The 24422-nt window shown below is 67.5% G+C and carries 18 protein-coding genes and 4 pseudogenes; 12 read left to right on the top strand and 10 right to left on the bottom strand.

The window, feature by feature from the left end; all coding sequences use genetic code 11:
* Window positions 1-6: 6 nt before the first annotated feature.
* From AAFF41_RS00820 to AAFF41_RS00810, 3 genes and pseudogenes are all read right to left on the bottom strand, one after another.
* A pseudogene (locus tag AAFF41_RS00820) lies at window positions 7-517 on the bottom strand (SigE family RNA polymerase sigma factor); the annotation flags it as partial.
* 334 nt (window positions 518-851) lie between these two features.
* On the bottom strand, window positions 852-1916 hold the full coding sequence (locus tag AAFF41_RS00815) for a hypothetical protein (protein ID WP_319754169.1): 1065 nt from the start codon (window positions 1914-1916) through the stop codon (window positions 852-854).
* 71 nt (window positions 1917-1987) lie between these two features.
* On the bottom strand, window positions 1988-2260 hold the full coding sequence (locus AAFF41_RS00810; RefSeq protein WP_343323221.1) for a hypothetical protein: 273 nt from the start codon (window positions 2258-2260) through the stop codon (window positions 1988-1990).
* 487 nt (window positions 2261-2747) lie between these two features.
* Between AAFF41_RS00810 and AAFF41_RS00805 the strand changes: the two genes are divergently transcribed.
* Window positions 2748-6416, top strand: a complete 3669-nt coding sequence (locus AAFF41_RS00805) for an nSTAND1 domain-containing NTPase (RefSeq protein WP_343323220.1) — start codon at window positions 2748-2750, stop codon at window positions 6414-6416.
* A 397-nt stretch (window positions 6417-6813) separates the two neighbouring features.
* On the opposite strand, the pseudogene AAFF41_RS00800 reads toward AAFF41_RS00805, so the two are convergent.
* Window positions 6814-7188: pseudogene (locus AAFF41_RS00800) on the bottom strand (pyridoxal-phosphate dependent enzyme); the annotation flags it as partial.
* Window positions 7189-7271: 83 nt separating this feature from the next.
* On the opposite strand from AAFF41_RS00800, the gene AAFF41_RS00795 reads away from it, so the two are divergent.
* Together AAFF41_RS00795 and AAFF41_RS00790 are read left to right on the top strand one after the other, a co-directional pair.
* Window positions 7272-7820, top strand: coding sequence for a pentapeptide repeat-containing protein (locus tag AAFF41_RS00795; protein ID WP_319754172.1), 549 nt, complete (start codon window positions 7272-7274; stop codon window positions 7818-7820).
* An 11-nt stretch (window positions 7821-7831) separates the two neighbouring features.
* Window positions 7832-8417, top strand: a pseudogene (locus AAFF41_RS00790) (IS3 family transposase); the annotation flags it as partial.
* A 487-nt stretch (window positions 8418-8904) separates the two neighbouring features.
* On the opposite strand, the gene AAFF41_RS00785 reads toward AAFF41_RS00790, so the two are convergent.
* Complete coding sequence (locus AAFF41_RS00785) at window positions 8905-9117, bottom strand: hypothetical protein (RefSeq protein WP_425526086.1); 213 nt, start codon at window positions 9115-9117, stop codon at window positions 8905-8907.
* A 556-nt stretch (window positions 9118-9673) separates the two neighbouring features.
* Here AAFF41_RS00785 and AAFF41_RS00780 point away from each other — a divergent pair.
* The 3 genes and pseudogenes from AAFF41_RS00780 to AAFF41_RS00770 form a co-directional block, all read left to right on the top strand.
* Complete coding sequence (locus AAFF41_RS00780) at window positions 9674-10408, top strand: helix-turn-helix domain-containing protein (protein ID WP_343323219.1); 735 nt, start codon at window positions 9674-9676, stop codon at window positions 10406-10408.
* Between the two features lie 76 nt (window positions 10409-10484).
* Window positions 10485-10937, top strand: a complete 453-nt coding sequence (locus AAFF41_RS00775) for a hypothetical protein (RefSeq protein ID WP_319754175.1) — start codon at window positions 10485-10487, stop codon at window positions 10935-10937.
* Window positions 10938-10945: 8 nt separating this feature from the next.
* Window positions 10946-11259, top strand: a pseudogene (locus tag AAFF41_RS00770) (IS5/IS1182 family transposase); the annotation flags it as partial.
* A gap of 600 nt (window positions 11260-11859) precedes the next feature.
* Here the strand turns inward: AAFF41_RS00770 and AAFF41_RS00765 are convergent.
* Both AAFF41_RS00765 and AAFF41_RS00760 read right to left on the bottom strand, forming a co-directional pair.
* Complete coding sequence (locus AAFF41_RS00765) at window positions 11860-12243, bottom strand: MmcQ/YjbR family DNA-binding protein (protein WP_319754176.1); 384 nt, start codon at window positions 12241-12243, stop codon at window positions 11860-11862.
* Window positions 12244-13081: 838 nt separating this feature from the next.
* Window positions 13082-13753 carry a TetR/AcrR family transcriptional regulator gene (locus AAFF41_RS00760; RefSeq protein WP_343323218.1) on the bottom strand — a complete coding sequence of 224 codons (672 nt, stop codon included), beginning with the start codon at window positions 13751-13753 and terminating at the stop codon, window positions 13082-13084.
* A gap of 396 nt (window positions 13754-14149) precedes the next feature.
* Here AAFF41_RS00760 and AAFF41_RS00755 point away from each other — a divergent pair, with 396 nt between their 5' ends.
* Complete coding sequence (locus AAFF41_RS00755; protein WP_343323217.1) at window positions 14150-16162, top strand: SpoIIE family protein phosphatase; 2013 nt, start codon at window positions 14150-14152, stop codon at window positions 16160-16162.
* 98 nt (window positions 16163-16260) lie between these two features.
* Here AAFF41_RS00755 and AAFF41_RS00750 read toward each other — a convergent pair whose 3' ends face one another.
* Window positions 16261-16878 carry a TetR/AcrR family transcriptional regulator gene (locus tag AAFF41_RS00750; RefSeq protein ID WP_319754179.1) on the bottom strand — a complete coding sequence of 206 codons (618 nt, stop codon included), beginning with the start codon at window positions 16876-16878 and terminating at the stop codon, window positions 16261-16263.
* 23 nt (window positions 16879-16901) lie between these two features.
* Complete coding sequence (locus AAFF41_RS00745) at window positions 16902-17285, bottom strand: hypothetical protein (RefSeq protein ID WP_343323216.1); 384 nt, start codon at window positions 17283-17285, stop codon at window positions 16902-16904.
* Between the two features lie 551 nt (window positions 17286-17836).
* On the opposite strand from AAFF41_RS00745, the gene AAFF41_RS00740 reads away from it, so the two are divergent.
* From AAFF41_RS00740 to AAFF41_RS00720, 5 genes are all read left to right on the top strand, one after another.
* Window positions 17837-18358, top strand: coding sequence for a carboxymuconolactone decarboxylase family protein (locus tag AAFF41_RS00740; protein ID WP_343323215.1), 522 nt, complete (start codon window positions 17837-17839; stop codon window positions 18356-18358).
* Between the two features lie 288 nt (window positions 18359-18646).
* Complete coding sequence (locus AAFF41_RS00735) at window positions 18647-19471, top strand: isocitrate lyase/PEP mutase family protein (RefSeq protein WP_319754182.1); 825 nt, start codon at window positions 18647-18649, stop codon at window positions 19469-19471.
* 60 nt (window positions 19472-19531) lie between these two features.
* A complete protein-coding gene (locus AAFF41_RS00730) occupies window positions 19532-20179 on the top strand; it encodes a nitroreductase family protein (RefSeq protein WP_319754183.1) in 648 nt (215 codons plus the stop codon).
* Between the two features lie 449 nt (window positions 20180-20628).
* Window positions 20629-21528 (top strand): NADP-dependent oxidoreductase, encoded by a 900-nt coding sequence (locus AAFF41_RS00725; protein WP_319754184.1) that lies wholly within the window; start codon window positions 20629-20631, stop codon window positions 21526-21528.
* A gap of 462 nt (window positions 21529-21990) precedes the next feature.
* Entirely contained in the window at window positions 21991-22932 is a 942-nt protein-coding gene (locus tag AAFF41_RS00720) for an NADP-dependent oxidoreductase (RefSeq protein ID WP_343326227.1), read from the top strand.
* A 580-nt stretch (window positions 22933-23512) separates the two neighbouring features.
* On the opposite strand, the gene AAFF41_RS00715 is transcribed toward AAFF41_RS00720, so the two are convergent.
* Window positions 23513-23878: a hypothetical protein gene (locus tag AAFF41_RS00715; protein ID WP_343323214.1), complete on the bottom strand. Its 366-nt coding sequence runs from the start codon at window positions 23876-23878 to the stop codon at window positions 23513-23515.
* Between the last annotated feature and the right edge of the window lie 544 nt (window positions 23879-24422).

The raw sequence follows: 24422 nt of genomic DNA, 5'->3' as shown, positions 1-24422 counted from the left end.
CTGAAGGCGAGTCGGGGTCGCGGTGCTGCAGTTCCTGGCGGAGTTGGGCGAGTGCCCGGTGCAGTGTGCTCTTGACCGTGCCGGGCGCCATGCCGAGGGCGGTGGCCGTCTCGTTGGTGGACATCTGCTCCCAGTAGCGAAGGACCAGGGCGGTGAGCTGTTGGGGCGGCAGCGTTTTGATGATGTCCATGAGCAGTGCACGGTCGGCGTGCTGCTCGGCCCAGTCCTCGACGGGCGCGTCCGGCAAGTGGTTGGTGGGGAGTTCTTCGAGTTTCCGGGCCCGCCACCACTCGGTGCGGGTGTTGATCATGACGCGGCGCAGGTAGGCGTCCGCGAGGCGTTTGTCCGCTATGTGCTCCCACCGGTGGTAGGTGCGTAACAGCGCGGTCTGCAGTAGATCCTGAGCATCGAGCGGATCCGCGACGAGGCGTCGGGCACAGCGCAGCAGAGTGGCATGGCGTGTACGTACGTAGTCCTCGAAGTCCAGTAGTTGCCCATGGTCTTTGAGTGGATGCATGTGTCGGCTTCCTTTCGCGCGATTGCCTGAAGAGCAACGAGGGATGAGCCGGGGGTGAGAGCGGGTGGGCCGGGTTACGACCGACGGCCTGGTCTTGTTTCTCACCGGTTGGAGGAGGCTCAGCCGAGTCGTTGCGCGCCCCCGCCCTGCCCAGGGCACCGCCGTGGCCGACTGGACGATGGCACTGGCAGGAACCGGCCACGTGGTCTGCGGCGTGGCGGCGTTGCCAGTGGGGGTCTGGCCGATGCTCACCCCCGCTGGGCATCGGCCAGGCCGGTGACACGAGCCGCACGTCTGGGGAGTGCACCGCAGAGGTCGGCTGCCGGGTGAAGTCCTACGACCGGACACACCTCGTGATGATGTGCCGGTCGGGCGTCAGCACGATCAGGCACCCCGGCCTGACGAACTGGGCGTCCACGGCGCCCGCGATGCGGGCGGCCGGCCGGCCTGCTGAGTCGAGGACGACCACACCCGTGTCCGCGGTGAGCGCGACGAGCCCGGTGTCCGGGTCGAGGTCTCCGGAGTGGATTCCGGTGTCGGTGCGCTCCCAGCGGACCCGCCCGGACCGGTCGAGCAGGCGGGAGACGGTCTGGGCGCCATCGTCCGTGCTCCCTGTGAACTCCTGGGTGAGCAGGGCGTTGGCGCTCGCGGAGCACTGGCCGATGTTCTTCGCCGGCAGTCTGTGCGGGGCTGTCCCGGCATCGGCTTTGAGGAAGGTGTCGTTGCTGCCGTAGAGCAGGACGGGTCGGCCCGACCGTCCTAGGCAAGCGCCGTCCAGCGGTGCAGTGTGGGGCTCGGACATCTCCCACCCGTTTGGGCCGTGGTTCAGCATGCGGTACGAGGCGGTGCCGCCCTGGGTGAGGACCAGCACGGCGTGGGAGGCGTCGGGAGCGGTGAACAGGTGAGGGTCGGTTCCGACCACCCTGTGAGTGCTGGTTCCGCGGGCCCCGCGGAGGTCGATGAGGCTGTGCTCTCCCTCGTCGCGGGCCACTATGGAGTCCTGTGGGGACCGCGCCCACAACACCGTGCCGGTCACCGGTCCGCCGACGCTCCGGCTGGTGCCGGTCCGCCAGACCACCGGTGGCGGTGCGCCGCCGTCGGGGGAGCCCGAACCGACCGCGTCCGGGCACTGCGCAAGGCATGAGACGTACAGGCGCCCTGCCAAGTCGCGGTCCCGCCAGCGGACCGATCCGTGCGCATCGAACCCGATGACCTCGCCGGACGCCACGTCCAGCACGAGAGCGCCGTGCTCGTCCGAGTCGACGATGAGCGGCTTCCCGGAATCGCTGTCGAGCGAGCCGTCCGCGCTGGCAGCCGGCGCGTGGTGAGAGAGCGTGGCCCACGCCACGAGGGCACCGATCGCCGCCAGGAACACCAGCGCCCACACTCGCCGTTTCATGGTCTGTCCTCCTGGGACTGGGGCCCGCGGCCGACCGGTGAGCCGGCCGGTCGCGGGTGCGGTTCCGGTGGCTACCAGCCGATGTGGCCGTAGGCGGTGCAGGACGGGTCGCGCCCAGGAACGTCAAAGGTGGCGTGGACCTTCACGTAGGGACGGTGGGAGATCGGGATGGTGTAGATCCGCCCGATGCTGCCGTAATAGGGCACGCCGCCCTTGATGTTGTCGTCGCTCGTCCAGGCCCAGTGATTGGTGTCCCCGCCGTTGCTGCGCAGCGCGAAGTACACGTTGTTGTGGGCGCGGCTGTTGTTCCATACCTTGTAGTTGAGCTGCTTGCCGACCTTCACGGTGCTCCGGCTGGGCTTCGTGTAGTGCCACCAGGTGCTCAGGCTGCGGCGCTCCTGTTGCAGCCCACAGACTTGGTCGCTGCGCCGGCCGACTGCGGAACGCTGACGAGCAGCGTCGCCCCCAGCGCTGCCGCGCCCGTGAGAGCGGCAATGCGTTTAGTTGCCTTCATGCTTTGAATTCCTCCCCTTGACGGATGAGGCGGCGCGGGGTCTAGGCCGCGCTGCCGGAGATGTCCACACCGGCTCCCGCCGACGTTTCTAGGCGTCGGCCGGCTGGTGCCTGACATCGAGTTCAGCGGTCTGGGGATTGAATGGGCAGCCGGATTTGCCACCCTGATCAATGGCGGCATCGCAGGTCACGGGCACGGCGTTGCGGTGCTGACCAAAGAACGCGCCTCTGGCTTGCCCTCCTGTCACGGGCGCGCCTACCTTCTGGGGCCACAACGCCGCGTCCACGGGGGAAGCGGGACGGGGAGGGGAACCGTTGATGGCAGGGCGTCAGGAAGGCCCGCTGGATCCGAATGCGGGGCCGGTGGCGCGGTTTGCTGCCGAGTTACGCAAGCTGCGGGCGGAGGCCGGGAGTCCGACGTACCGGGTGATGGCGCAGCGCACCGGTCAGGGGGCGAGCACCTTGTCGCAGGCGGCTGCGGGGGAGCGGCTGCCGACCCTGCCGGTCGTGGTGGCCTACGTGCGCGCCTGCGGCGGCGATGAGACGGAGTGGGAGACGCGGTGGCGGGAGGCGGCCGCAGAAGTGGCGGCCGAGCCGCGCACCGAGGACGAGGACGCCGTGCGGCCCTACCGGGGACTGGCCCGCTTCGAACCAGGCGACGCCGACTTGTTCTTCGGCCGCGATGAGCTCATCGACCGCTTGGTCCATCTCGCTTCGTCTCGCCGTTTCACCGCGGTGTTCGGCCCGTCGGGCAGCGGCAAGTCCTCGCTGCTGCGCGCCGGCCTCATCCCCCGCCTGCGTAGCGCCGAGGCGACCGGTCCGCATCCGGCCGCGCTGCGTGTCCTGACCCCCGGCGAGCATCCCTTACGCGCCCACGAGCAGCGGCTGATTCCGAAGGATGCCGACGGGGATACGTGGCTGCTCGTCGATCAGTTCGAGGAGCTCTACACCCTCTGCCATGACCCGGACGAGCGCGACCAGTTCGTCGACCGCCTCCTGACCGCCACCGATCCCGGGAGCAGACTGCGCGTCGTCATCGCTGTGCGCGCCGACTTCCTCGGCCGCTGCGCCGAACACCCCGGGCTGACCGCTGCACTGCAGGACCGTACCGTGCTGGTCGGACCCATGAGTCGCGACGAGCTGCGTGAAGCAGTGGTCAGACCCGCCCAGGCCGTTGGGCTGATCGTGGAGCGGTCCCTGACTGCCCGGATCCTCGACGAGGTCGAAGGCGAACCCGGCGCCCTGCCGCTGATGTCGCACGCCTTGCTGGTGACCTGGCACCGTCGCAAGGGCCGCGCGCTGACCGAGGAGGCGTACGAGGCGGCTGGCGGCCTGCACGGTTCGGTTGCCCGCACCGCCGAGCGTGTCTTCTCCCGGTTGACGCCCGGCCAGGCCGGGGTGGCGCGCCGCATCTTCCTGCGGCTGATTGCCCCGGGCGACGGCACGCAGGACACACGCCGCCCCGTCACCCGCGCCGAACTCGGCGCGGATGGCCCCGGCGACGTCGCGACCGTCCTGGAGCGACTGGCCCGCGCCCGGCTGATCACCCTGGACCACGACACCGTCGACCTGGCGCACGAGGCGCTCATCACCGCCTGGCCCCGGCTGCGCAGCTGGATTGACATCGACCGCGAACGGCTGCGCGCGCACCGCCGGCTGACCGAGGCGGCGCAGGCCTGGGACGCGCTGGACCGTGACCCTGGTGCGCTCTACCGCGGCACCCGCCTGGACGCCGCCGAGGAGACCTTCACCGTTCGGAACGACCTGACCAGGCTGGAGGGCGCATTCCTGACCGAGAGCCTGGAGGCTCGGGTTGGCGAGCAGCGGGCGGCTGTGCGTACCACGCGACGCTTGCGCCAATTTGCCGGAACATTGTCCGTCCTGCTCGTCCTCGCTCTGTTAGCCGGTCTGACCGCCTGGAACCAGTATCGGGTCAGCGAGCAACAACGGCACAGGGCCGTCACAGCCCAACACGCCGCGCTGTCCCGGCAGCTAGCCGCGCAATCAGCCGGCCTCCTTGAGACGAATCCAGACCTGGCCGCGCTCCTGGCCGTCCACGCCTATCAGGCCAGTCACACGACCGAAGCGATCACCAGCCTCTTCGCTGCCGAAGCTCTTCCTCTCCGTCACCGTCTCACTGCACACGCTGGCGCCGTCCGGTCGGTGGCGTTCAGTCCGGATGGTCGTGTGCTGGCCAGTGGTGGCGATGACGGGGTGGTGCGGTTGTGGGATGTGGCCACCGGAATGCAGCGCAGCAAAGTGGTCGGGCACCGCGGAGGTGTCCGGTCGGTGGCGTTCAGTCCGGATGGTCGTGTGCTGGCCAGTGGTGGCGATGACGGGGTGGTGCGGTTGTGGGATGTGGCCACCGGAATGCAGCGCAGCAAAGTGGTCGGGCACCGCGGAGGTGTCCGGTCGGTGGCGTTCAGTCCGGATGGTCGTGTGCTGGCCAGTGGTGGCGATGACGGGGTGGTGCGGTTGTGGGACGTGGCCACCGGAAAACAGCGCAGCAAACTGGCCGGGCGTAGCATCTTTGTGGCCTCGGTGGCGTTCAGTCCCGACGGCCGCACCCTGGCAAGTGGTAGTGAAGATGGGCTTGGAGCGGTGAGGTTGTGGGACGTGGCCACCGGTCGGCTGCGCAGGGCACTTGGACCGCCAAGCACGGCGTTCTCGGTGGCGTTCAGTCCGGACGGCCGCACCCTGGCCAGCGGAGGGCTTGACGACTCCACGACGGTGAGGTTGTGGGACGTGGCTACCGGCCGGCTGCACAGGCTCGGACACGGAGGCGTCGTGACCTCACTCGCGTTCAGCCCTGACGGCCGCACCCTCACAAGTGGAGGCGAGGACAGGACACTACGGCAATGGGATGTGGCCACCGGAAAGCAGCGCAGCACGCTGACCGGACACACCGACACGGTGCAGTCAGTGGCGTTCAGTGCGGACGGCCGCACGCTTGCCAGCGGGAGCAGCGACCGGACAGTACGGCTGTGGGACATGACCACGGGTAAACCAACCACACCTCTGCGCCTGAACGCCGGCGTACAGGCGGTGACGTTCAGCCCCGACAGCCGGACGCTTGCCAGCGGAGACGACGGCGGAGCGGTACGCCTGTGGGACGTGCCCACCGGCCAGGCGCGCTACGCGCTGACCGGCCACACAGGGACTGTCCTGTCGGTTGCGTTCAGTCGTGAAGGGCGCACGCTCGCCACTGGAAGCGAGGACACCACAATCCGGTTATGGAACATACCCACTCACAGCAGCCGCACTGCACTCACCACCAACGTCGGCGTGAATTCGCTGGCCTTCAGCCCTCACGGCAGCACTCTGGCCAGTGGAGGAAGCGAAGGGCTGGTCGGGTTGTGGGATGTGGATAGGGGCAAACTGCGTACGACCTTCACCGAGGACCAACAAGAAGTGTCGCTGGCGTTCAGTCCGGACGGCCGCACTCTGGCAGGTGGAAGCGAGGACAGCACCATCCGGTTCTGGGACGTGGCTACCGGCAGGCAGCGCACCGTCCGGACATCAGACGTTGCAGTTCGGTCTGTGGCGTTCAGTCCGGATGGGCGCACTCTGGCCAGTGGCGGCGATGATGGGGTGGTGCGGCTGTGGGACGTCGCGACCGGCCGGCTGCTCAGTACCCTCGCTGGAAGCAGAGATGCTGTCAGGTCGGTGAGGTTCAGTCCGGATGGGCGCACTCTGGCCAGCGGGGGCGATGATGGGGTGGTGCGGCTGTGGGACGTGCCGACCGGACAACTACGCGATGCGCTGATCGGTCACACAGACATTATCCGGTCTGTGGCGTTCAGTCCCGATGGGCGCACGGTGGCCAGTGCGAGCGACGACAAGACGATACGGCTGTGGCCCATCTCCCTTCCCGACCCGCCTAGATCCATCAGGAAGATCTGCCAAGCAGTCCACAGAGATCTCAATCATGCTGAATGGTCGCGTTACCTGGCGAATCAACCGCCCCACAGAGGCTGCCCGTCATAGCATCCACAGTGCTCTGACTCATACTCACGATTACAAACCTCAGCGACGCATGCTGGCGGCGCGCGAGTTCGGCAAGCGGGTGGGAGGGAGACCAAGCCCAGCAGACACTGTCTCTGATCGCCGACCTACCAGGCAGTGAGCAGTACCGCTGTTTCCTCCCAGGCCGGGGAATCTGGGCGCACAACTCCACCGATCAGCTTTTCGAGATCGCCTTCTGCTTCCGCTGCCACGGTGCCCGCATCTGGGGGCCGGACCTTCCTGTCGAACAACAAGGCCAGACCTTCGACACGGAGAGCCCTGCTGCACTTGAACTGCTCCGCCGATTTCGCTCCTGCTGCCGGATTGAAGTACAGGTCTCCCAAGCCACTGGCGGCCGACCAGCCCGTCACGCATCACGGATCTGCTCATAGCCCGGCCAGGCGGTGTCCTGGACCAGGACTGCGTCCGGCGCGGCAGCCGCCAGGCGCACGGCCTCGTCGTACGGCTCTGAGACCTCGGTGACCTTCGCCTGTTCGGCGACGATGGCCGCAACGGCCTGCGGATGCACGCCCTGGGGGACGAAGACGTGGGCGTTCTGACCGAGGCGGGTTGCCATGCGGGCCACCGCGCGGCCGTGATTGCCGTCGGTGGCGGTCACCAGGGTGATCGGGCCATGCTCTGCGCCGTTCGCGGTCCGCTCGGCAAGGGTGCGGTGGACCGCCCAGGACGCACCGAGTGCCTTGAACGCGGGCGCACACCACCGCAGGCCGACCCACCGGGCACACCACCGCAGGCCTACCCACCGGCACCATCGGACCCGGCGGCCGTCGCGACAGCGGCGGAGCGTGAACGTGAACGGCGGATGCTGCGGACGCAGTGGGCGATGGTCACGGTGACCGGCCTGCCCGGGCTAGCCGCCGTCATCGCGCTGATCTTTACCTTCGCCACCGTGCAGCAAGCACAGGACACCCTGGGCGTCACCGAACAGGGCCAGATCAGGCTGGCGCGAACATCAACGGCGCGCACCTCAAGGGCGCGCACCTTAACGACGCGGACCTCAACGACGCGAACGTCACCGACGCGAACCTTGATACCGCAACCCTCTTCAGCGCGAACCTCACCGACACGCACCTCAACGGCGCGGACCTCACCGAAGCGAATCTCCTCAACGCGAACCTCAAGGGCGCGGACCTCACCAGCGCCGGCCTCAGCTATGCAAACTTCAACGGCGCCGACCTTGGCCACGCGAACCTCAGCGACGCGGACCTCAACAACGCGGACATGGCCGAGGCCAAGCTCATCACGGTGGGACAGGTAGTAAGTGCCCGCCCTGACTCATCTACCAAGCTTCCCAAGCGGCTGGCCTCGGACCCCCAGGTTCAGGCGCGGATAGCCGCTGTGGCGAAACTACCGTGGATACCTTGACGAGCAGCTGCAAGCGCGTCGAGCACGTCATGCGCACGTTCAACATCGTCGGGCTGCACCTGCGCAAGAAGGTCCGCACCACCATTCCGGAGCCGTCAGCGACACCGGTGCCGGACCTGCTGCGGCGCGACTTCACCGCAACTACCCCGAACACCAAGTACATGGGGGACATAACCTACCTCCCGATCGGGGGCGGCCAATTCCTCTATCTGGCAACGGTGTTGGACCTGCGCTCGAAGCGGCTGGCGGGCTGGTCGATCGCCGACCACATGCGCACGGAGCTGGTCACCGACGCGCTCAGGGCCGCCGCGCGAGCCCGCGGCGCCGACGGCCTGCGCGGGGCCATCTTCCACAGCGATAACGGGGCGCAATACGTGTCGAAGGAGTTCGCCCTGGTCTGCTCGGAACCAGGCGTGACCAGATCGCGCGGCGCGGTGGGCACGAGCGCGGAAAACGCCACCGCGGAGAGCCTGAACGCGACCATGAAACGAGAGACGCTCCAGGGGCGGAAACGGTGGAACGGGGCCCGTGAGGCCCGCCTGATCAGCCCCCATCACCTACGAACAGCGATCAACTACGCTGGCCATCGCCGCATGACAACCGGTGTCCACGATCACGGGGAAGCCCCCCTGTCAGGCAGTGATTGATGGTGGACGGGGCGTACCCGGCCTTGAGATTGCTTTTGCCGGTTCGAAGGTTCACCGATCCCGGGCGAGGCGCGTTCGGGCTCCGGCGGCGTCGCTGTGGGTTCGGAGCGACCCGCAACCAGCCCACCAGCGCGGACGCCTCAGCCTCGGATGCTCGGTCCCAGGGAACATCAAGTAACCACAGCAGCCGGAACCAGCGCAGAAGGTCGTACGCGTAGCTCTGACCAGTCAGGGGCCGGTTGCCGTCCAGGGCGAGACCACGGAGGCAGGGCACGGTGGGGGCGACGGTGTTCCCGTTGCAGTCGAAGACGGCGTACCGGGGGTGGAAGGTCTCCAGCTCAACAACCGAGCGAATCCGGGGCACGTCGATGTCCTTCGATGAGCTCGCGATGTAGGTCCTTCACCACAGATCTCCTTGGCAGGGTGGCTCGCCCCGCTTAACGAGCCAGAGATGGTGCAGTTAACACAGCACCGTCGTCCGAATCCTCACGGATCTCCTCCACGGAGCCCGGGTCGCGCACATCGGGCCAGGCACGCGGATCCATCAGCACGACCTCCACGAGCGCCATCACCTCCTTCCGGGCCCGGTCGTCGGGCAACTGCGCCATGACCTCGACCGCGAGCTCCTCCACCACCACGCCGTACCGCATTCCGCACACCCCCGTGTGATCGACTCGGGCAGCAGCGTACGGAGGAACCGCCGAATCGTCGTCCCGCACGGCAAGGACGGTGTCGGCGAGGTCGTACTCGGTGACACCGAAGAAGGGGGCCCGCCGGGGATGAGCGGAGGGAAGGAGCCGGCCTTGAGGTGGTCGCGGATCTCCGCGGCGTACCGGTCTCGGCGTTCCTTCTGTGCGGGGGTGAGGTCACCTCGAGGGCGCCGGCCGCGCCGGGGCAGGGAGGCCAGGGCCTTACAAGGGCCGGTTATCGGGCCAATGTATCAACCCCCTCCTCCGCGTTGGGCATGGAGTAGCTTCATGTGCATGACGGCTATGTCGTCGCGGCTGGTGGTTTGGTGCCGAGCGGCGACGCTATCGCGGCGGGGGAGCCATGCGCAGTCACGGTACGACGGACGGGACTTGGCAGTTGGTCACAGGACTGCCGGATCCGCGCCTGCGCCCCGGTGTGCGCGGTTTTCGGGGGTATTCACTGGAGCTGGACCGCGTTCAGCGCCGTCTAGAGGTCCCGAACGGGACCGTTTCGCTTGTGGTCAACTTCGGTGCCCCGGTCCGGCTGGCCCAGGCTGTGGCCGAGCAGCCCATCTGGACTCCCTACCGCTCTCTCGTCTCGGGTCTGCGTACCAGCTCTACGCTCGGCGAGCACGGCGGCAAGGTCTGCGGGGTCGAAGTCATCCTGACCCCCTGGATGGCGTTCAGACTCCTGGGTATGCCCATGCACGCGATCAAGGAGATCGCCGTACCCGTGCCCGAGATCCTGGGGACAGACGGACGTGTACTCGAAGAGCAACTCACCGCGGCGGCCGACTGGCGCGCGCGGTTCGCGCTCCTTGATGCACTGCTCCTTCGGCGATGCGCCCTGGGACCGACGCCGGCTCCCCAGGTCATAGCGGCCTGGACCGAGCTGTCTCGTCAAGACGGGCTGGTTCCCTTGGCCCGGCTTGCACAGGACGCGGGATGGAGCGCCCGTCATCTGGAGTTGCGCTTCCGGGAACAGATCGGGCTGTCGCCGAAGAAGGTGGCACGGGTCTTCCGTCTTCGGCGCGCGCTGCCGCTCGTGGCGGCCCTTCACCCTGGAAGCGAGATCGCGGCAACGTGTGGCTTCTACGATCAAGCGCACTTCAACAGTGAATTTAAGGCCATGGCGGGCTGCACCCCGTCGCAGTTCGCGGTGCACCGGGGACTCACCGTGGCCGTCCGGCCGGTGGACCGGCTCCCCGGCCAGCTCACCAGCACTCTGATTCCCGGGCTGCTTAAGGAGTAGCGGGTTTTTCCAATACAGGGCTCCTCCGTCTTGGGACGGTGGCTTCCACATTCTCGACTTCAAGGAGGACTACCTGATGCTTCGCATCGCACGTCCGCTTGCTCTCAGAATCGGTGCCGCGAGCCTCGCCGTCGTCGCGCTGACTGGGGGTGGCCTGGTCCTTGCCGCACCGGCCGATGCCGCAGCGTGCGATACCTGGGGGGCGACCGGCACCCCTGGCGACATCGCCGGGGCCTACGCACATGGGAGCTTGTGCGACGACCCCGTCACCGGTCGGCTGGACCTCGAAGCGCTTCTGAAGGACACATCCCCAGACGGTATGTCAGCGTGCGTCCAGATCCACGCCACCTACGCGGACGGCGGAACCCGCGACGAGTGGGTTTACAACAGCGGCGGATCCGGCTCAACGAAGGTGGCTGATTACACCTTCGCCTCAAGTGTGCGGAACATCTGGGTGCGGGAAGGCCTGGGTAAAGGTGGTGTCTGCACGAGCATGGCCGGTGGCGTACACAGTATCTACACCTACTGAGATCGGCGCGGCCCGCAGGCGCTGATGTGTACGGTTGTCAGCGGGCGCGGTGCTCGCCGGGGTTCGCTGGAGATCCACGGGCAGCTCCTGCGGTTCGGCTGCTCCTACCAAGGCGATCGCTGACACGACCTGCTCGGCCACGCAACCGCCGCGACGAGTGGATCCAGCTCGGCCTCTTCGCCCGGCTCAAGCAGATCGCGCTGGAGTCCTACTACCGGATCGTCGGTCCTCGACCAGATCGCCGTCGACGGCGATCTGGTCGAGGACCAAAGCCGGCGGCGGTGATGCCGCCGGGCGTTCCCCGGTCGACCGCAGCAAACGGCCGGGCAGATGCCCGACTCGGTGACCGGCCGCCCGTCCCACGGCCGTACGCCCGGTGCCCTCTCGGTGTCCGGCTCGCACTCCAGGGGCACGGTGAACACCGGCATCGTCGGGGCCGTAACGTCCTCCCCCGCCACGGGCCGGGTGGCTTGCGGGCGGTGCTGCTCATTCATCGTCCCTGTTCGTGATGGCGGCGAGTACGGATGCGCCGGCCCGCCGTTTGGTGGGGATGCGGGTCCAGCGCTGGGCGAGGGCGGTGACGCGGCGGAGGGCGTCACTGGCGTCGTGGCCGGCGCGGCCGGGGCCGGAACCGGCTCCGGGGCGGGGGTGGCATCGCGGCCAGCGTGGCGGTGGCCAGGGCCCGGCGCCACCACTTCTACGCGAGCTTGCGCATGTTCCGGTACTTCTGGCAGTTGGCGGGAGGAGGGCAGCCGTGTGCCGGGTGCCAGGCGGCCGCTGCGGACAGCGTCGCGCATGGCTGCGGCCAGCGCGCGGCGCACACCCCGTCCGGCTCGAATCAGATCACTCTCAAAGGCCTGCCGTAGCCGCGCTGGACTGGTCGTACCGCAGGCGGCGAGGGGCTCGACGGGCATGGCGGAGGTCAGGCCCGGTGGCCGTAGGTGTGCGGATCCACAGGCTGCTCGGATTTTGGAAGTCCGCCGACCACGAGACGGTAGGAGTCGATCACGAGTTCCTTCACCAGCTTCTCGTCGACGGCGCCCCCGCCTTCCACCGTGATCCAGTGCCTCTTGTTCATGTGATACCCGGGGGTGATGTCTGTGTGCCGTTCACGTAGGGCTGCGGCGTCGTCCGGATCAGCTTTCAGGATCACGACAGGGTGCCCCGGCATGTCGGTCATGAGCATGAAAACCTTGCCGCACACCTTGTAGAGGTCCCAGTCGGGGCCGAAACGATGCTCCAGGTCGGCGCCGGGCAGTTCCACGGTGCAGTCGCCCGCGATCTTCTGCAGCTCCTGTCCGTCCATGGTGCTCAACTCCTCTATCAATCGAGTGCCCCGGCCGACCGGCCAAGGCCCCAAGGTGGGTTCCGGCGACCGCCTGACGGCGCGGCCTTGGCGCTCCCGAGATCCTGGGCGAGAAGGCCCGCCACGGATGCCAGGCCGTCGGCGCTGCGGGCCTTCCACGCTCTTGCCGTCACTCCGTGAACCTGTTCAGGTCTAGAGCGTCCCGTTGGCTCTGCTGCGGGCAGCCCCCGTCTATCAGGCTCACGGAACTGCTGCTCTGCTCCCTCAGCGCCTGCCTGGGGCGGTAGACGTACGCGCGAACGTAACCGGCGGCGGCCGGAGGGGGCGTCGCCGCCGGGCACGTGCTCCGCCGGTTTCGAGGCGCTCACCGGTTTGCCTGGCCTGAGCAACAGCGCAGCCAGGGCAGCCCGCTGCCCCGGCTGGCCGGCTCCGGCCTCGACCCCCTGTTTGCGTAGCCGGACGGGACCGACCATTGAGCACTGGACGTCCACGTGCATGGTGCTTACCGCCCTGGAGATCCTTGTGAGGCTTGACCGCTCAGCTGTCCGCAGGAGACCGCTCTCTCCAAACGTACCGCAAGTCGGCCATTTTTCAGGACCAAATAGTCCTCTCTTCTGGAGAGGGCCTCCGCTTTTGACTTGAGGCTGGGCTACGCACAGGCGCAGAAGGGGCTACGCCGGGCACGGAATGTGAGGGCGGACGCCTCCTTCTGCCGGCAAACCCCCTCCGGCCCGGCTAAGGATGTCGGGAGGCGGTGAAGGTCCGGTGCCGGAGACTGCGAAGCGACCGCCTGCGGTGCGGCACCAGGATTTCTTGGTGCCGCTCTGCCGCAGACGGCTTAGTGCCCTGAAGGGCCTTCCGCCGGCGGACTGGTGTCCTCGGCAGGCGCGGTATAGGCCTTGACGTGGCCGATCGCCATGTCCAGGGCGATCCTCATGGGTTTGACGTCCTGGGCTGTCTGCGCGAGGAGGTAGCCACCCTGAAGGGCGGCCATGAGGCCGGTGGCCAGCTCTTTGGCATCTGCGTCGGCCCTGAGGACTCCCGAGTCCTTCATTCGCTCGATCCCGGCCTCGAGGAGTCCCTCCCAGCTGTCGAAGTGCCGGGCGAGCGCCTCGCGTGCCTCTTCGTCCTGATCGGCCAACTCGCTTGCAAGGGATCCGAGCGGGCAGCCGTACGCCCCGTTTCGGAGCGCGTTGTGTTCGATCAGCACGTCCCGCCAGCGCTCCAGCCCGCGGAGGGAGTTGAGCCGCTGAAGTAGCTGGTGCTGACGTTTGAGCAGTTCAGCAGCCTGCAAGGCGACAACGTCCCGCACCAGTGCATCCTTGTCGGGGTAGTGGCGGTAGAGCTGGGATTTGCTCGTTCCGCTGGCCGCCCTGACCTCGTCGAGGGTCGTGGCAGACACGCCCCTGACGTACATCATGTCGGCGGCAGCCCTCAAAATGCGCTCCCGAGTCGCCCGCCCGCGCTCAGTCAGCCGGGAGTCGTTTCTGTCGCGCGCCTGTTCCGCCACATAGGCCAGATTACCGCTGCGTAGGCTAGCAGGATTGAAAAGGGACCTCAAGGTCCTTTTTTCTGTGCGCCTCCCGGGCGGCGGGACCGGCCGGAGCCGCACCCGGCCGAGTGCGCCTGGGTTCCGGGCCGGCACTACCACGGGACGATCCAGGCCCCCGGCGCCGCCTCTGAGGCCGAAGCGGTCCCCGCCCCTCTGTTTGTCCCCTCCCCATTGACCAGGCGCACGTGACCATCGGCAACGTCCCGATCCGGGATGACGCCGCTGTCGCCTTCGATCCGACCGAGCGGATCACCGGGAGGACGAACGTCGGCGTTCGTCGATACACGCAGTCGGCCGGTGCCGCCCCAGAGTGACCGGCCGCGTGGACGAGGCCTGCTCTGCGGCAGATAGTTGATGAAGGACGACGAGGTCATATCGCTCGACGATGAGGGTGAGCGGCAAATGGACGCCTCGGACGAACTTCTACAGATGGCTACACCGTCGGCTCTTTTGACCCTGGCCGGAGCGATCCGCAGCCTCAACGCGGCAATGGCCAGGACACTGGGCAGGTCCGTGGAGCAGTGCGTGGGTCGTGGCTTCGGTGATCTGTTGCCCGCAAGCCAGCTGACTGCGGTCAAGAGTCTCGTGGCCCACGCCGCGACGACGAAGACGGTTGCGATGCGGGTGCTGGAGTTCCCCGGGCCAGGTACAGCATCTGTCGTCTGCCTTGTCGAGGCACGACCAGTGAATGATCCCGTAGGTGGCGAGGCGCTGGTGTGGGTGCACTCGTTGGAGGCGGGAAACGACCGGGGCGGCCTGTTGATCCCGTTCCGTCTGGCGGCCAAGGCCGCCAACCTCGGTCTGTGCATGTATTCACCCCAGGAGCGCGAGCTGGAGTGGCTGGGTGGTGCACCCGCCTTGGCGGCGCTGTTCCCGGAGGCCTCCATGTCGTTGTCCGAGGTGGTTCGGCGAGTCCACCCCGATGACCGCGGGGCGCTGCGGCGGCTCGTGCGTTCGACGGCCGCCCGGTCCCCCTGGATCAGGTTGCGGTTCCTTACCGAGCGCGATGGCTGGCATTTTCTGGTCTGCCGGGCCCGTCGGCTCATTCTGGGGTTTGGCGGCCCTGAGCGGGTCTTCGGAGTGATCCGCGATGACACCAAGAGGCAAGCGCGCCGACGCAGAGCGTTGGTCGCGCTGAGTGCTGAGCGTCAGCGCGCCGACGAGATCGCGGCCTTCTCCTCCGCCGTGATGACCGCAGTCACGGAGCAGGAAGTACGGCAGGTCGTCCTGACCCGGCTCGCCGCGACATTCGGTGGTACCGGCGCCGCGCTAGCGTTCATCACGCAAGGCCGCCTATGCGTTTCCTCCGATGCCGGGATCCCGATACCGGTGGCCGCCCTGCAAGGCCTGCCGCTAGACGCCCCCAGCGCGCTGCCCTATGTGATCCGCACTGGCGAGCCGCAGTTCATTCCCAACCAGGAGGACTACATCCGCCGCTGGCCGCACGGGGCCATGGTGCCGTACTTCGACCAGCTCGACTCCGGCTTCGCCATCTCGATCACCTCCCTCAGCCCGATCGGCGATCAGCCGCTCGGGGCCTGGCTGGTGACCCACGACAGCGAACATCACTCGTCCCCGGATGAGCGCGCCCTCATGGGTACTCTTGCCGATCTTGCAGGCCAGGCACTGAAACGCGTTAGCTTGCAAGAGGCACGAGTCGAGCTGGCCACGGCGCTCCAGCAGACCATGCTCCCCACGCTGCCCAAGCACCTCCCGGGCCTGGAGGTCGCCGCCCGATACCGACCAAGCCGCGACGGGCTCGATATTGGCGGAGACTGGTACGACGCCTTCGTCATGCCCGACGGTGCCATCGCCCTGGAGATCGGCGACGCCCAAGGGCACGACGTGGGCGCCGCCGCAGCCATGGGACAGGTGCGCGCCTCCATGCGCGCGATCGCCGCCCATGAACCGGATCCCGCAACCGTGCTGACGCGCACCAACGAGCTGCTCGTCACGATGGACGCGGCACGATTCGCCAGCTGCACCATGCTGCGTATCGACCCAGGCGACGGACGGGTTACCGGTGCCAGCGCCGGCCATGTGCCGTTGCTGTGCGCACGCGACGACGGCAGCCACAGCATCCACGAGTTGCCGGGAGGCCCGGTGCTAGGAGTCGTGCTCGGCACCGAGTACGGCGAGGAGACCTTCACATTGCACGAGGACAGCGCGCTGGTCATGGTCACCGACGGCGTGGTCGAAGGACCGGGCCTCACATTGGAGGCCGGACTGGAACGAGCCGGAACACTGGCTGGCGCGGCCCTCCACGACGGGCTGAATGCCGAGGAGACCGCTGACCGCGTCCTCGACGCCGCTGTCGCGGTGGACCACCTGGACGACGTGGCTGTGCTGGTCATCCGGCGCGCATGAGACTCGATGCGTCCGTGCGCCGGGCAAGGTCGTACAGGTAGCTGCTCCAGACAGGTGGCGGCGGACCCGAACGCGCTCCTCGAACCGCGAAGGTGGGCTCAGTTGCGAGCGAAGAACGCGATGTGGTCCAGCGCCATGTCCAGCGCGACGGCCATCGGCTCGGAGCTGTGCGCGTTCTGTGCAAGCACGTAACCTCCCTGCAGAGCGGCCAGCAGACCAGTGCCCAAGCGTTGTGGGTCGGCGTCCTCGGAGAGTACGCCGAGGACGCGGAGCCGGGTCAGTGTCTCGACGAGCATCCGTTGCCAGGCATCGAATGATGCGTTGAGCGCTTGGCGGGACCGCTCATCGTTGTCGGACAGCTCAATCGACATCGCTCCCAGCGCGCACCCATACGAGCCGTCCTGCAGTGAGTTGGCGTGGACCAGGGCGTCGCGCCAGCGGCGCAGACCGGCGAGGGTCTTCACACCGCGCAGGTGCTGTTCCTCGCGGGCGAGGACGAACTTCGACTGCACGTCGATCACGGCGTGGATCAGCGCGCGTTTGTCCTCGAATTGGTTGTACAACTGCGACTTGCTCGTTCCGCTCGCCAGCCGGACGTCATCGAGCGTGGTGGCCTTGACGCCCCTGACATAAAACAGCTTGGCCGCCGAATCAACGATCCGTGAACGGGTCTCCAGGCCGCGTGACGTGCGGCGAACATCGCTGGTTGCGGACACGGTGTCTCCCTCAGGCACGTTACTCACTCGTGCTGCTCAGCCGTGGAGCGCATCACAAGCGCGGTGGCCTCGATCTCCAGGCGGATCAGTTGTGGCACCAATACGATCATAAAGGCCGACCAGCGAGAGACGACGCCCTTGTGGTTCTTCACGCAGGTATCCATGACGTCGCGGCCTGTAAGCCGGGACCGGACCTGGCCGACATCGCCCAGATCCGCGGCCGCCCGCCGCAGCGCCCCGGGGTCCGGGGCTTGCCGGGCCTCCTCGGCGAAAACCTCCTGCAGGGTTCCGTCCTGATGCAGTGACGGAGAGGGCCGGCGGGGTGCAGCCCGGGATCGTGACGCATCAAGGTAGGCGCCGAGGTGGCGCGACACCCTGGCGTCGATGACCTGTACTGCGACAGCCATGTCAACCAGTACCTCCTCGTGGACGGATGCGAGATGGAGGTGCAGGCAGAGCCGGCAGGTCTTGTCGTCGTTCCCGCGGATCCCTCAATCTAGCTTGGACTAAATAGTTCACTCAGCCAACCGATCCGGATCGAGTCAGGCCGACACGAGCCCGCGCGGTCCGACTGGCACAGTCGCTCACAACGAAGCTCACCTGCAGCTTTGAACTGCACATTTAATGACGAGGCCCGATCTCGACCCGCCCGCAGCAAACCTGGCGGACCCTCCCCTTCCGGGAGCGGGGTTGCACAGGCGTTTCTGGTCTGTATAGTCCTTTCTATGTGGTGTCCGAGGTGATGAAGAGATCCGCAACTCGCCACCCACGGAGTCACCCCTCTCAACGCAGGCCACCGGGCGCAACCGACGCGACCGTCGAGGTTGCGGCCGACGCAGGAAGAGCCTGCGGCGGAGCTCCGAAGCACTGCGAGCCCGGCTCGGGCTCGTCGACTATTCACACCCCGATCGGAGGTCGATTCGCCGTGTCACGACTGAACGTTCCCGCTCCAGAGGACGTGCCTGCCGGCGCACAGCAGATACTCGGCAACGTTGGTGCGCAGCTCGGCTTCGTCCCGAACATGTTCAAGACCCTCGCGTCCAATCCGGCCGTTCTTGAGGTCGTCACGACTCTGCAAGGCACCCTGAACCGGGTTCTCGACGGAAGGACGCGGCACAGCATCGCGCTGGCCGTGTCGCAGGCCAACGGCTGCGGTTACTGCTTGGCGATGCACACCCACGTCGCGACCGAATTCGGTGGCATGTCGGACGACGACATCAAGCTCGCCCGCGTCGGGAGCTCGGTCGATCCCAAACGTGCCGCGGCCGCTCGCTTCGCGCAGCAGGTGGTCGAGAGCCGCGGGCAGGTCAGCGACACCGACCTCGCGGAGGTACGGGGCGCCGGATACACCGACGCGCAGATCCTCGCCATCGTCGCGGTCGCGGTGCAGTTCCTGCTCACCAACTTCATCAACAACGTCAACCAGACCGACCTCGACATACCCGCCGTTGACTCGGTCGATACGACCGTGCCCCAGTGAACCCGCGCCCCGAACCGCCCCCCGGCGGCCTGCGGAGAGACCCACCACCGTGCTGCGGGATACATGGGAACTCCGGTGGACGAGGGCACACGCCGGACCCGCCTCGTCGAGTCCGCAGAATCGCCCACGGCCCGCGTCATCGCGTCTGTTGAGGCCGGGCGGCGTCAGGAAGCGCCACGCGGCCGCCGGCAACACCCCACCCGCCGGTTGTTCTTTGGAACCCTCGACGCGGCTCAGGCACGCAGTCGGCACCCCCACTGAGTCAACGAACATTCAGGAAGGCTCGACATGCCGGGCTCCGAACTCTATGAGCAATTCATGGCGCTGCACACCCGCGACGGTGGCCTCGTCATGCCCAACGCCTGGGACGGCCTCTCGGCGCTGATGCTGGCCGATGCCGGCTTCGAGGCGGTCGCGACATCGTCTGCGGCGATCGCCGCCACGCTCGGCCGCCTCGACGGACGTCACCAAGTCACCCGCGAAGAGCACCTTGAGCATGCACAGCTGCTCGGCCGCCTCACGGGGCTACCCGTCAACGGAGACTTCGAGGACGGATACGGCGACACGCTTGAGGACGTCGCCGCGACCGTTGAGGCCGCCGTGGAGTCCGGCCTGGCCGGGATCGGGGTGGAGGACACCTCGGGCGATCCCGATATGCCGATCCGCGACTTCGACGAAGCAGTCAGCCGCGTACGTAGCGCCGTTGACGCTTCGAAGGGACGCATCGTCGTTACCGGCCGCACCGACAACTTCATCCAGGGGCGACCGGATCTCGACGACACCATTCGGCGTCTGACGGCCTTCGCTGAGGTGGGCGCAGATGTGGTCTACGCGCCGTTCCCACCCGACCGCGACGCACTCGTCGCGATCGTCACCGCTGTCGCCCCGACACCGGTCAACGTCCTGGTGTCTCCGTCGGACAAAGTGCTCACCGTCGCTGAACTGCAGCAGGCAGGAGTCAAGCGCATCAGCTTGGGTCCGTTGCTCTACGCCCACGCGATGGGAGCGGTCGAAGAGGCCGCGAAGGCACTCCTCGCGGGCGACCTCGCCTCGGCGGCGACGGGCATGAACTTCGCCCGCGTCAACGAACTGCTGGCCCGCGGCAAGAACTAACCCGATCAGCACGAATCACTGACTCTTCATCTCGTGATCACAAGACAAAGGCAGGATGACATGGATCTCGGAAAGCTCATGAACAAGCACCTCACCAGGTACTTCGACCCCAGCAAGACGATCCCCGAGGAGACACTCCAGCAACTGCTGGGATTCCTGCGCTCGACGCCGTCGTCGACGAACGTGCAGCCCAACCACTTCTACGTCCTCGCCACGCCCGAAGGCAAGGAGCTGCTGGCGGCCAACCTCGGCGAACGATTCCAGGACAACAGCGACAAGATCCTGAACGCCTCACACACCGTCATACTCACCACCAGGGCGGATCTTCCCGGAGGCCACCTCCAGGCCGTGTTCGACAAGGAGCGGGCCGACGGCCGGTTCCCCGACCCGGCAAAGCAGGCGCGGTGGGAGTCCATGACCCGCGACTTCCTCAACCTGCGCAACTACGGCTACAAGGACCTGAACCACTGGATGGAAAAGCAGACCTACCTCGCGATGGGTCTGACCATGATGGCGGCTGCTGAGCTCGGCGTCGAAGCCATGCCCCTCGAAGGGTTCGACCCGACCAGTGTCGACAAGGCGTTCAAGATCCGCGAAACCGGACACACCACGACCGTGCTGCTGGCCCTCGGCTACCCCGACCCCGCGAAGGTATACAATAGCCCGATTTCACGCTTCGAAACCGACCAACTGTTCACGTTCGTCTGACCCACGACGGCACCTGGAACGACCGGGGCCGAAGTCCGCAGGCTGCGGACGCCGCTGGTCCTCGAGGCCGACCCACCCCGGAGAGCCAGACCGGCGGCCAGCGCCGCCGGTCACCGGTCGGCGCCCCCGGTCGTCGGTGATCCGAATGATCCAACGGCGTCGGCGGACCTCCGGCTTGCCCGGCAACGGCTTCTCCGACCCGCACCGTGAGGTCGTCCAACGGCGCAGCACGAAGCGGCGCGGAACCTGGCGCCGGCGGCAACGCTGTTGCCCGAAGCGCTGGGGACCTGGAACCAGTCGGTCGAACTGAGCGCGAGGACAAAGATCTACTGTGAAGGCGTGCGGAATGCCCCTATTCGGCACCGCTGCCGGATTTGGGTTCCCGGCCCGTACCTCCTGGTCGGCCGGACCGAGTGAGAGGACAAAGATCCACTATGAAGGCGTGCGGAGTGTCCAGGACAGAGACGGAAGTCGCCCTGCTGGAACTGCCCGAACCGTCATCTCCCGAGCCGGGCCAGATCCTGGTCGCGGTTGAGGCCGCCGGGGTCGGACCGTGGGACGAACTGGAAATCGACGCTCGTTGGGACGTGGGGCTGCGCCCCCCGGCGGCGCTGGGAGTGGAGGGCGCAGGCAAGGTGCTGGCCGTCGGTGCGGGTGTCACCCAGTTTGCCGTGGGCGACCGGGTGCTCGCGCACGAAGCCCCGCTGCCCGGAGGAAGCGGCTTCTGGGCCGAACGCGTTCTGATCAACGCGGATCACGCGGCGGCCTGCCCACCAGGCTTGGACGCGGCACACGCAGCGGCACTGCCTGTCAACGGGCTCACCGCGCTGCAGGCTTTGGAGAAGCTGGACCTCAGCCGAGGACAGCGGCTCCTGATCACCAACGGAGGCGGGGGCACCGGAGCCCTGGCCGTCCAACTCGCCGCGGCCCAGGGCATCGAGGTAACCGCGACCGGGTCTGCTACCGCTGCAGAGCGTCTGCTCGGTCTGGGAGCGGTGGAGGTCGTCGACTACCACGATCCGCACTGGTCGACCGAGGTACGCGGCGGGTTCGACGCTGCCCTCATCATCGCCGCCGGCACGGCGGCCGCAGCCCTGCCTTTGGTGCGTGACGGCGGCCGGCTGTGCTCCCTGACCTCGGACGCGCCTCCGGAGGAAAGACGCATCACGAGTTGGGACCTCTACATCGAGCCCAACGCCGCGCAGCTTGCCCAGCTGGCGGAGCAGGCCGCGGCTGGAACCTTGAAACTCGCACCAGAACCCCTGCCGCTCAGCGAAGGACCGGCCGCATTCACCCGAGTGGTTGCCGGACGGGCCGGCGGTAAGAAGATCGTGCTCATGCCAGCATGACGCGCCCTGCCACCGACCGATCCCGATGGTGGGCCACGGTGTGCGCGGTGCACGAGCCGCGAGACTGCGCATCGGCGTGGCCATGCAGTCACGGGACTTGGACGCGTCCCACCTGTCGGCCGCGTCGACCGAAACGGAGCCGTCCCTGCGCCCGCTGCCCACTAGCGCCGGGCAGTAGTGAGCAGCGGCGGGCCGGAGCAGCTACGCACGCGACTGAGTGGGTGGCGATACCGGCGAAACTCATCACGAGATCGGACCAGCGAGGCGAGCGGCCTCCCAATCACTGCCTGCAGTGGCAGCCGGGCTTTCCCATCGACGCGAACGTGACCCTGCCGGGTCTGCGCCACGGCCGCGACGACCCTGCCCGACCGGCCGAACACGTTGTGGCGCCCGGCACGCACACCGTTCCCGTCCACCTCGCGACGGGAACGGACAGAGCTTGTACAGAAGGAGGAAACACAAATGAAAGCGATCGTGGTCACTAACCCCGACGCCGGAATCGCCGGGATGACGCTGGCTGAACGACCCGATCCGGAGACGGCGCGCCTCGCCAGCCTTGACGGCGCGAACTACGGCGACGTCGTCGTCGAAGTTCATGCGTCGGGTTTCACCGGGGACGAGCTGGAGTGGCCCTCGACCTGGGTCGATCGCCTCGGCCGGAATCGGACGCCCTCGATCCCCGGACACGAGGTGGCCGGCGTGGTCACCTCTCTCACCTATGGAACGGCAGGGCTGTCGGTCGGGCAGCGCGTATTCGGCATCACGGACTGGACCCGCGACGGCACCCTCGCGCAGTACGTCGTCGTCGAGGCGCGCAACCTCGCGCCGCTGCCCGGCGACATCGACTTCACGGTCGGCGCGAGCGTCGCGATGACGGGCCTGACTGCCTGGCAGGGACTGTTCGAGCACGGGCACCTCTCGGTGGGGCAGAGCGTGCTCGTGCACGGCGCCGCCGGCGCGGTCGGATCGATGGTGGCTCAGCTCGCGCGAGAGGCCGGTGCGCACGTCATCGGCACCGGACGCGCCGCCCACCACCAGAGCGCACTCGACTTCGGCGCGCACGAGTTCGTCGACCTCGACAACGACACGCTGGAAGACGTCGGCGGAGTCGACTTCGTCTTCGACGTATTCGGCGGCGACATCGCCGCTCGATCGGCCCGGCTGGTGCGAGGTGGAGGAACATTCGTCACCGTCACCGGCCCGCCGGAGGTGCGGCCGGCCGACGGCCTGGCGGTCGACTTCGTTGTCGTCTCCGACCGCGCCCAGCTGGGCGAGATCGCCCGGCGGGTACGGGAGGGACGTCTGCGGACGCATATCGGCCAGGTCGCGCACCTCGACGACGCTGTCGCCGCCTTCAACCCGGCCCAGAAAGTCAACGGAAAGACGATCATCCGCATGCAGTGAAGCCGCGGACGACATCTCACGCAAGCCGAGGTGACGGGGTGTCGTAAGTTGCCCGCGACCCGGTTGAACGCCACCAACAGCGTCGCCGGGTCGTGCACGAAGTTGAACAGGTCATCGAACCGGCGGCCGGGATCGGCCACCGTCCAACGGTGAAGCTTGGTCTGCATCTCCAGCACCCGGGCCCGAGGGCCCAGAGTTCCGCCATTCGGCGGGGCGGCTTCTGGCATTGCAGCTTCCTTCCCTTCTCGATACCGCTGCCGCCCTTCCCCATGTGGCCGGCTCTCCCGGCCTCGGAGTACTACGGCGGCTCCGCCCCGTCCCCAACCGATCAGCAGTCGATGCGCTCAGCCCCGGCAACCTGCTGGAGACAGGTGACGGAGCGAGGTTCGGGACGGTTCCCGTGTTCACCGTGGTTCGCTCGATGAAGGAGGAGCCCAACTGTGTCCCTGCGGCATCGCCACTCAGCCCCGGCGACAGCACCCCGAATTGCGTCAGGTTCGGACCGCACTACCAGCTGTCGCGGGTGCTCTTCATCTCATCGATGCTGTGAGCTGAGGTGGCTGCCACTGCCCGGCGGCGATCAGGTGCCCGGCGCGATCGCCCAGGCTGACACGCAGACCCAGGTCCCCCCACGCTTCTGATACGCGCCGACTGCGGGACGCGCCGAAAACACCGACCCGGCCCCCGAAACAGCCTCCACAGGGGCCAGAGTGCGGCCGTACGTGCGGGCGACCGGCAGCAGCATGACCCGGCCGCGCATCCGCGTCGACGTCTCCCGGTGCTGCCGCGCCATGACACCGGCCTCCGTCAGCCGCGCCAGCACCTTCCTACACACGTATGCACGCAGCGTCACCGAGACGGCCGTCAATGCCGCTGGCCACGGTCTTCTCGACCGCGAGGCGAGGTTCTGCCAGAGATGGAACCGGTGGGTGACCTGCATACGCACCGCTACCGGTCCTGATCCACCAGGTTCGAGCCGGAGGCACTTTAAGAGAGGTAAACGCCGGTTCCTCGCGTACTCCTCTCCATCACGCTCGCCGGACCCGCCCCATCTGGCAGTACTGGAAACGTCCCGGCTTTGTCAGGGCCGCTCTCACCCTCCCCGGCATCACCCGGATCAGGCTGCCCTCAGCTTCAACCCGACTGCTGCGACAGCGGGTTGGTGCAGGTCTTCCACCTCCACTCGAACCAACAGCGCATCACGGCGCAAACGGAACTTGTGCCAGACCCCATTCACCCCGCCGAAAGCAGCCAAGGTCAGGGCCGCGCCAGGATGCGGGCTCGCAAGAGCGCGAGGACGCGCGACGACCGTACATGCTTCTCTTGAGGAGCTTGACCCTGCAGACATGCCCTTCGACCACGCCCGAGCTGTATGCAAGGGTGAGTGCGGCGGCGACGGCGTCGAGGTCCTGGCGGGGGAAGCCGGCGAAGGACCGGATCGACGGCTGGCCGCATCGTTCGCCCTGCCGGATCCACTCCGTGAGGAGATG

Origin of the sequence: Streptomyces mirabilis, assembly GCF_039503195.1 — a bacterium.
GTDB lineage: Bacteria > Actinomycetota > Actinomycetes > Streptomycetales > Streptomycetaceae > Streptomyces > Streptomyces mirabilis_D.
Note: the sequence above shows the minus strand (reverse complement) of the source record. Positions and strands in the feature narration are given on the sequence as shown.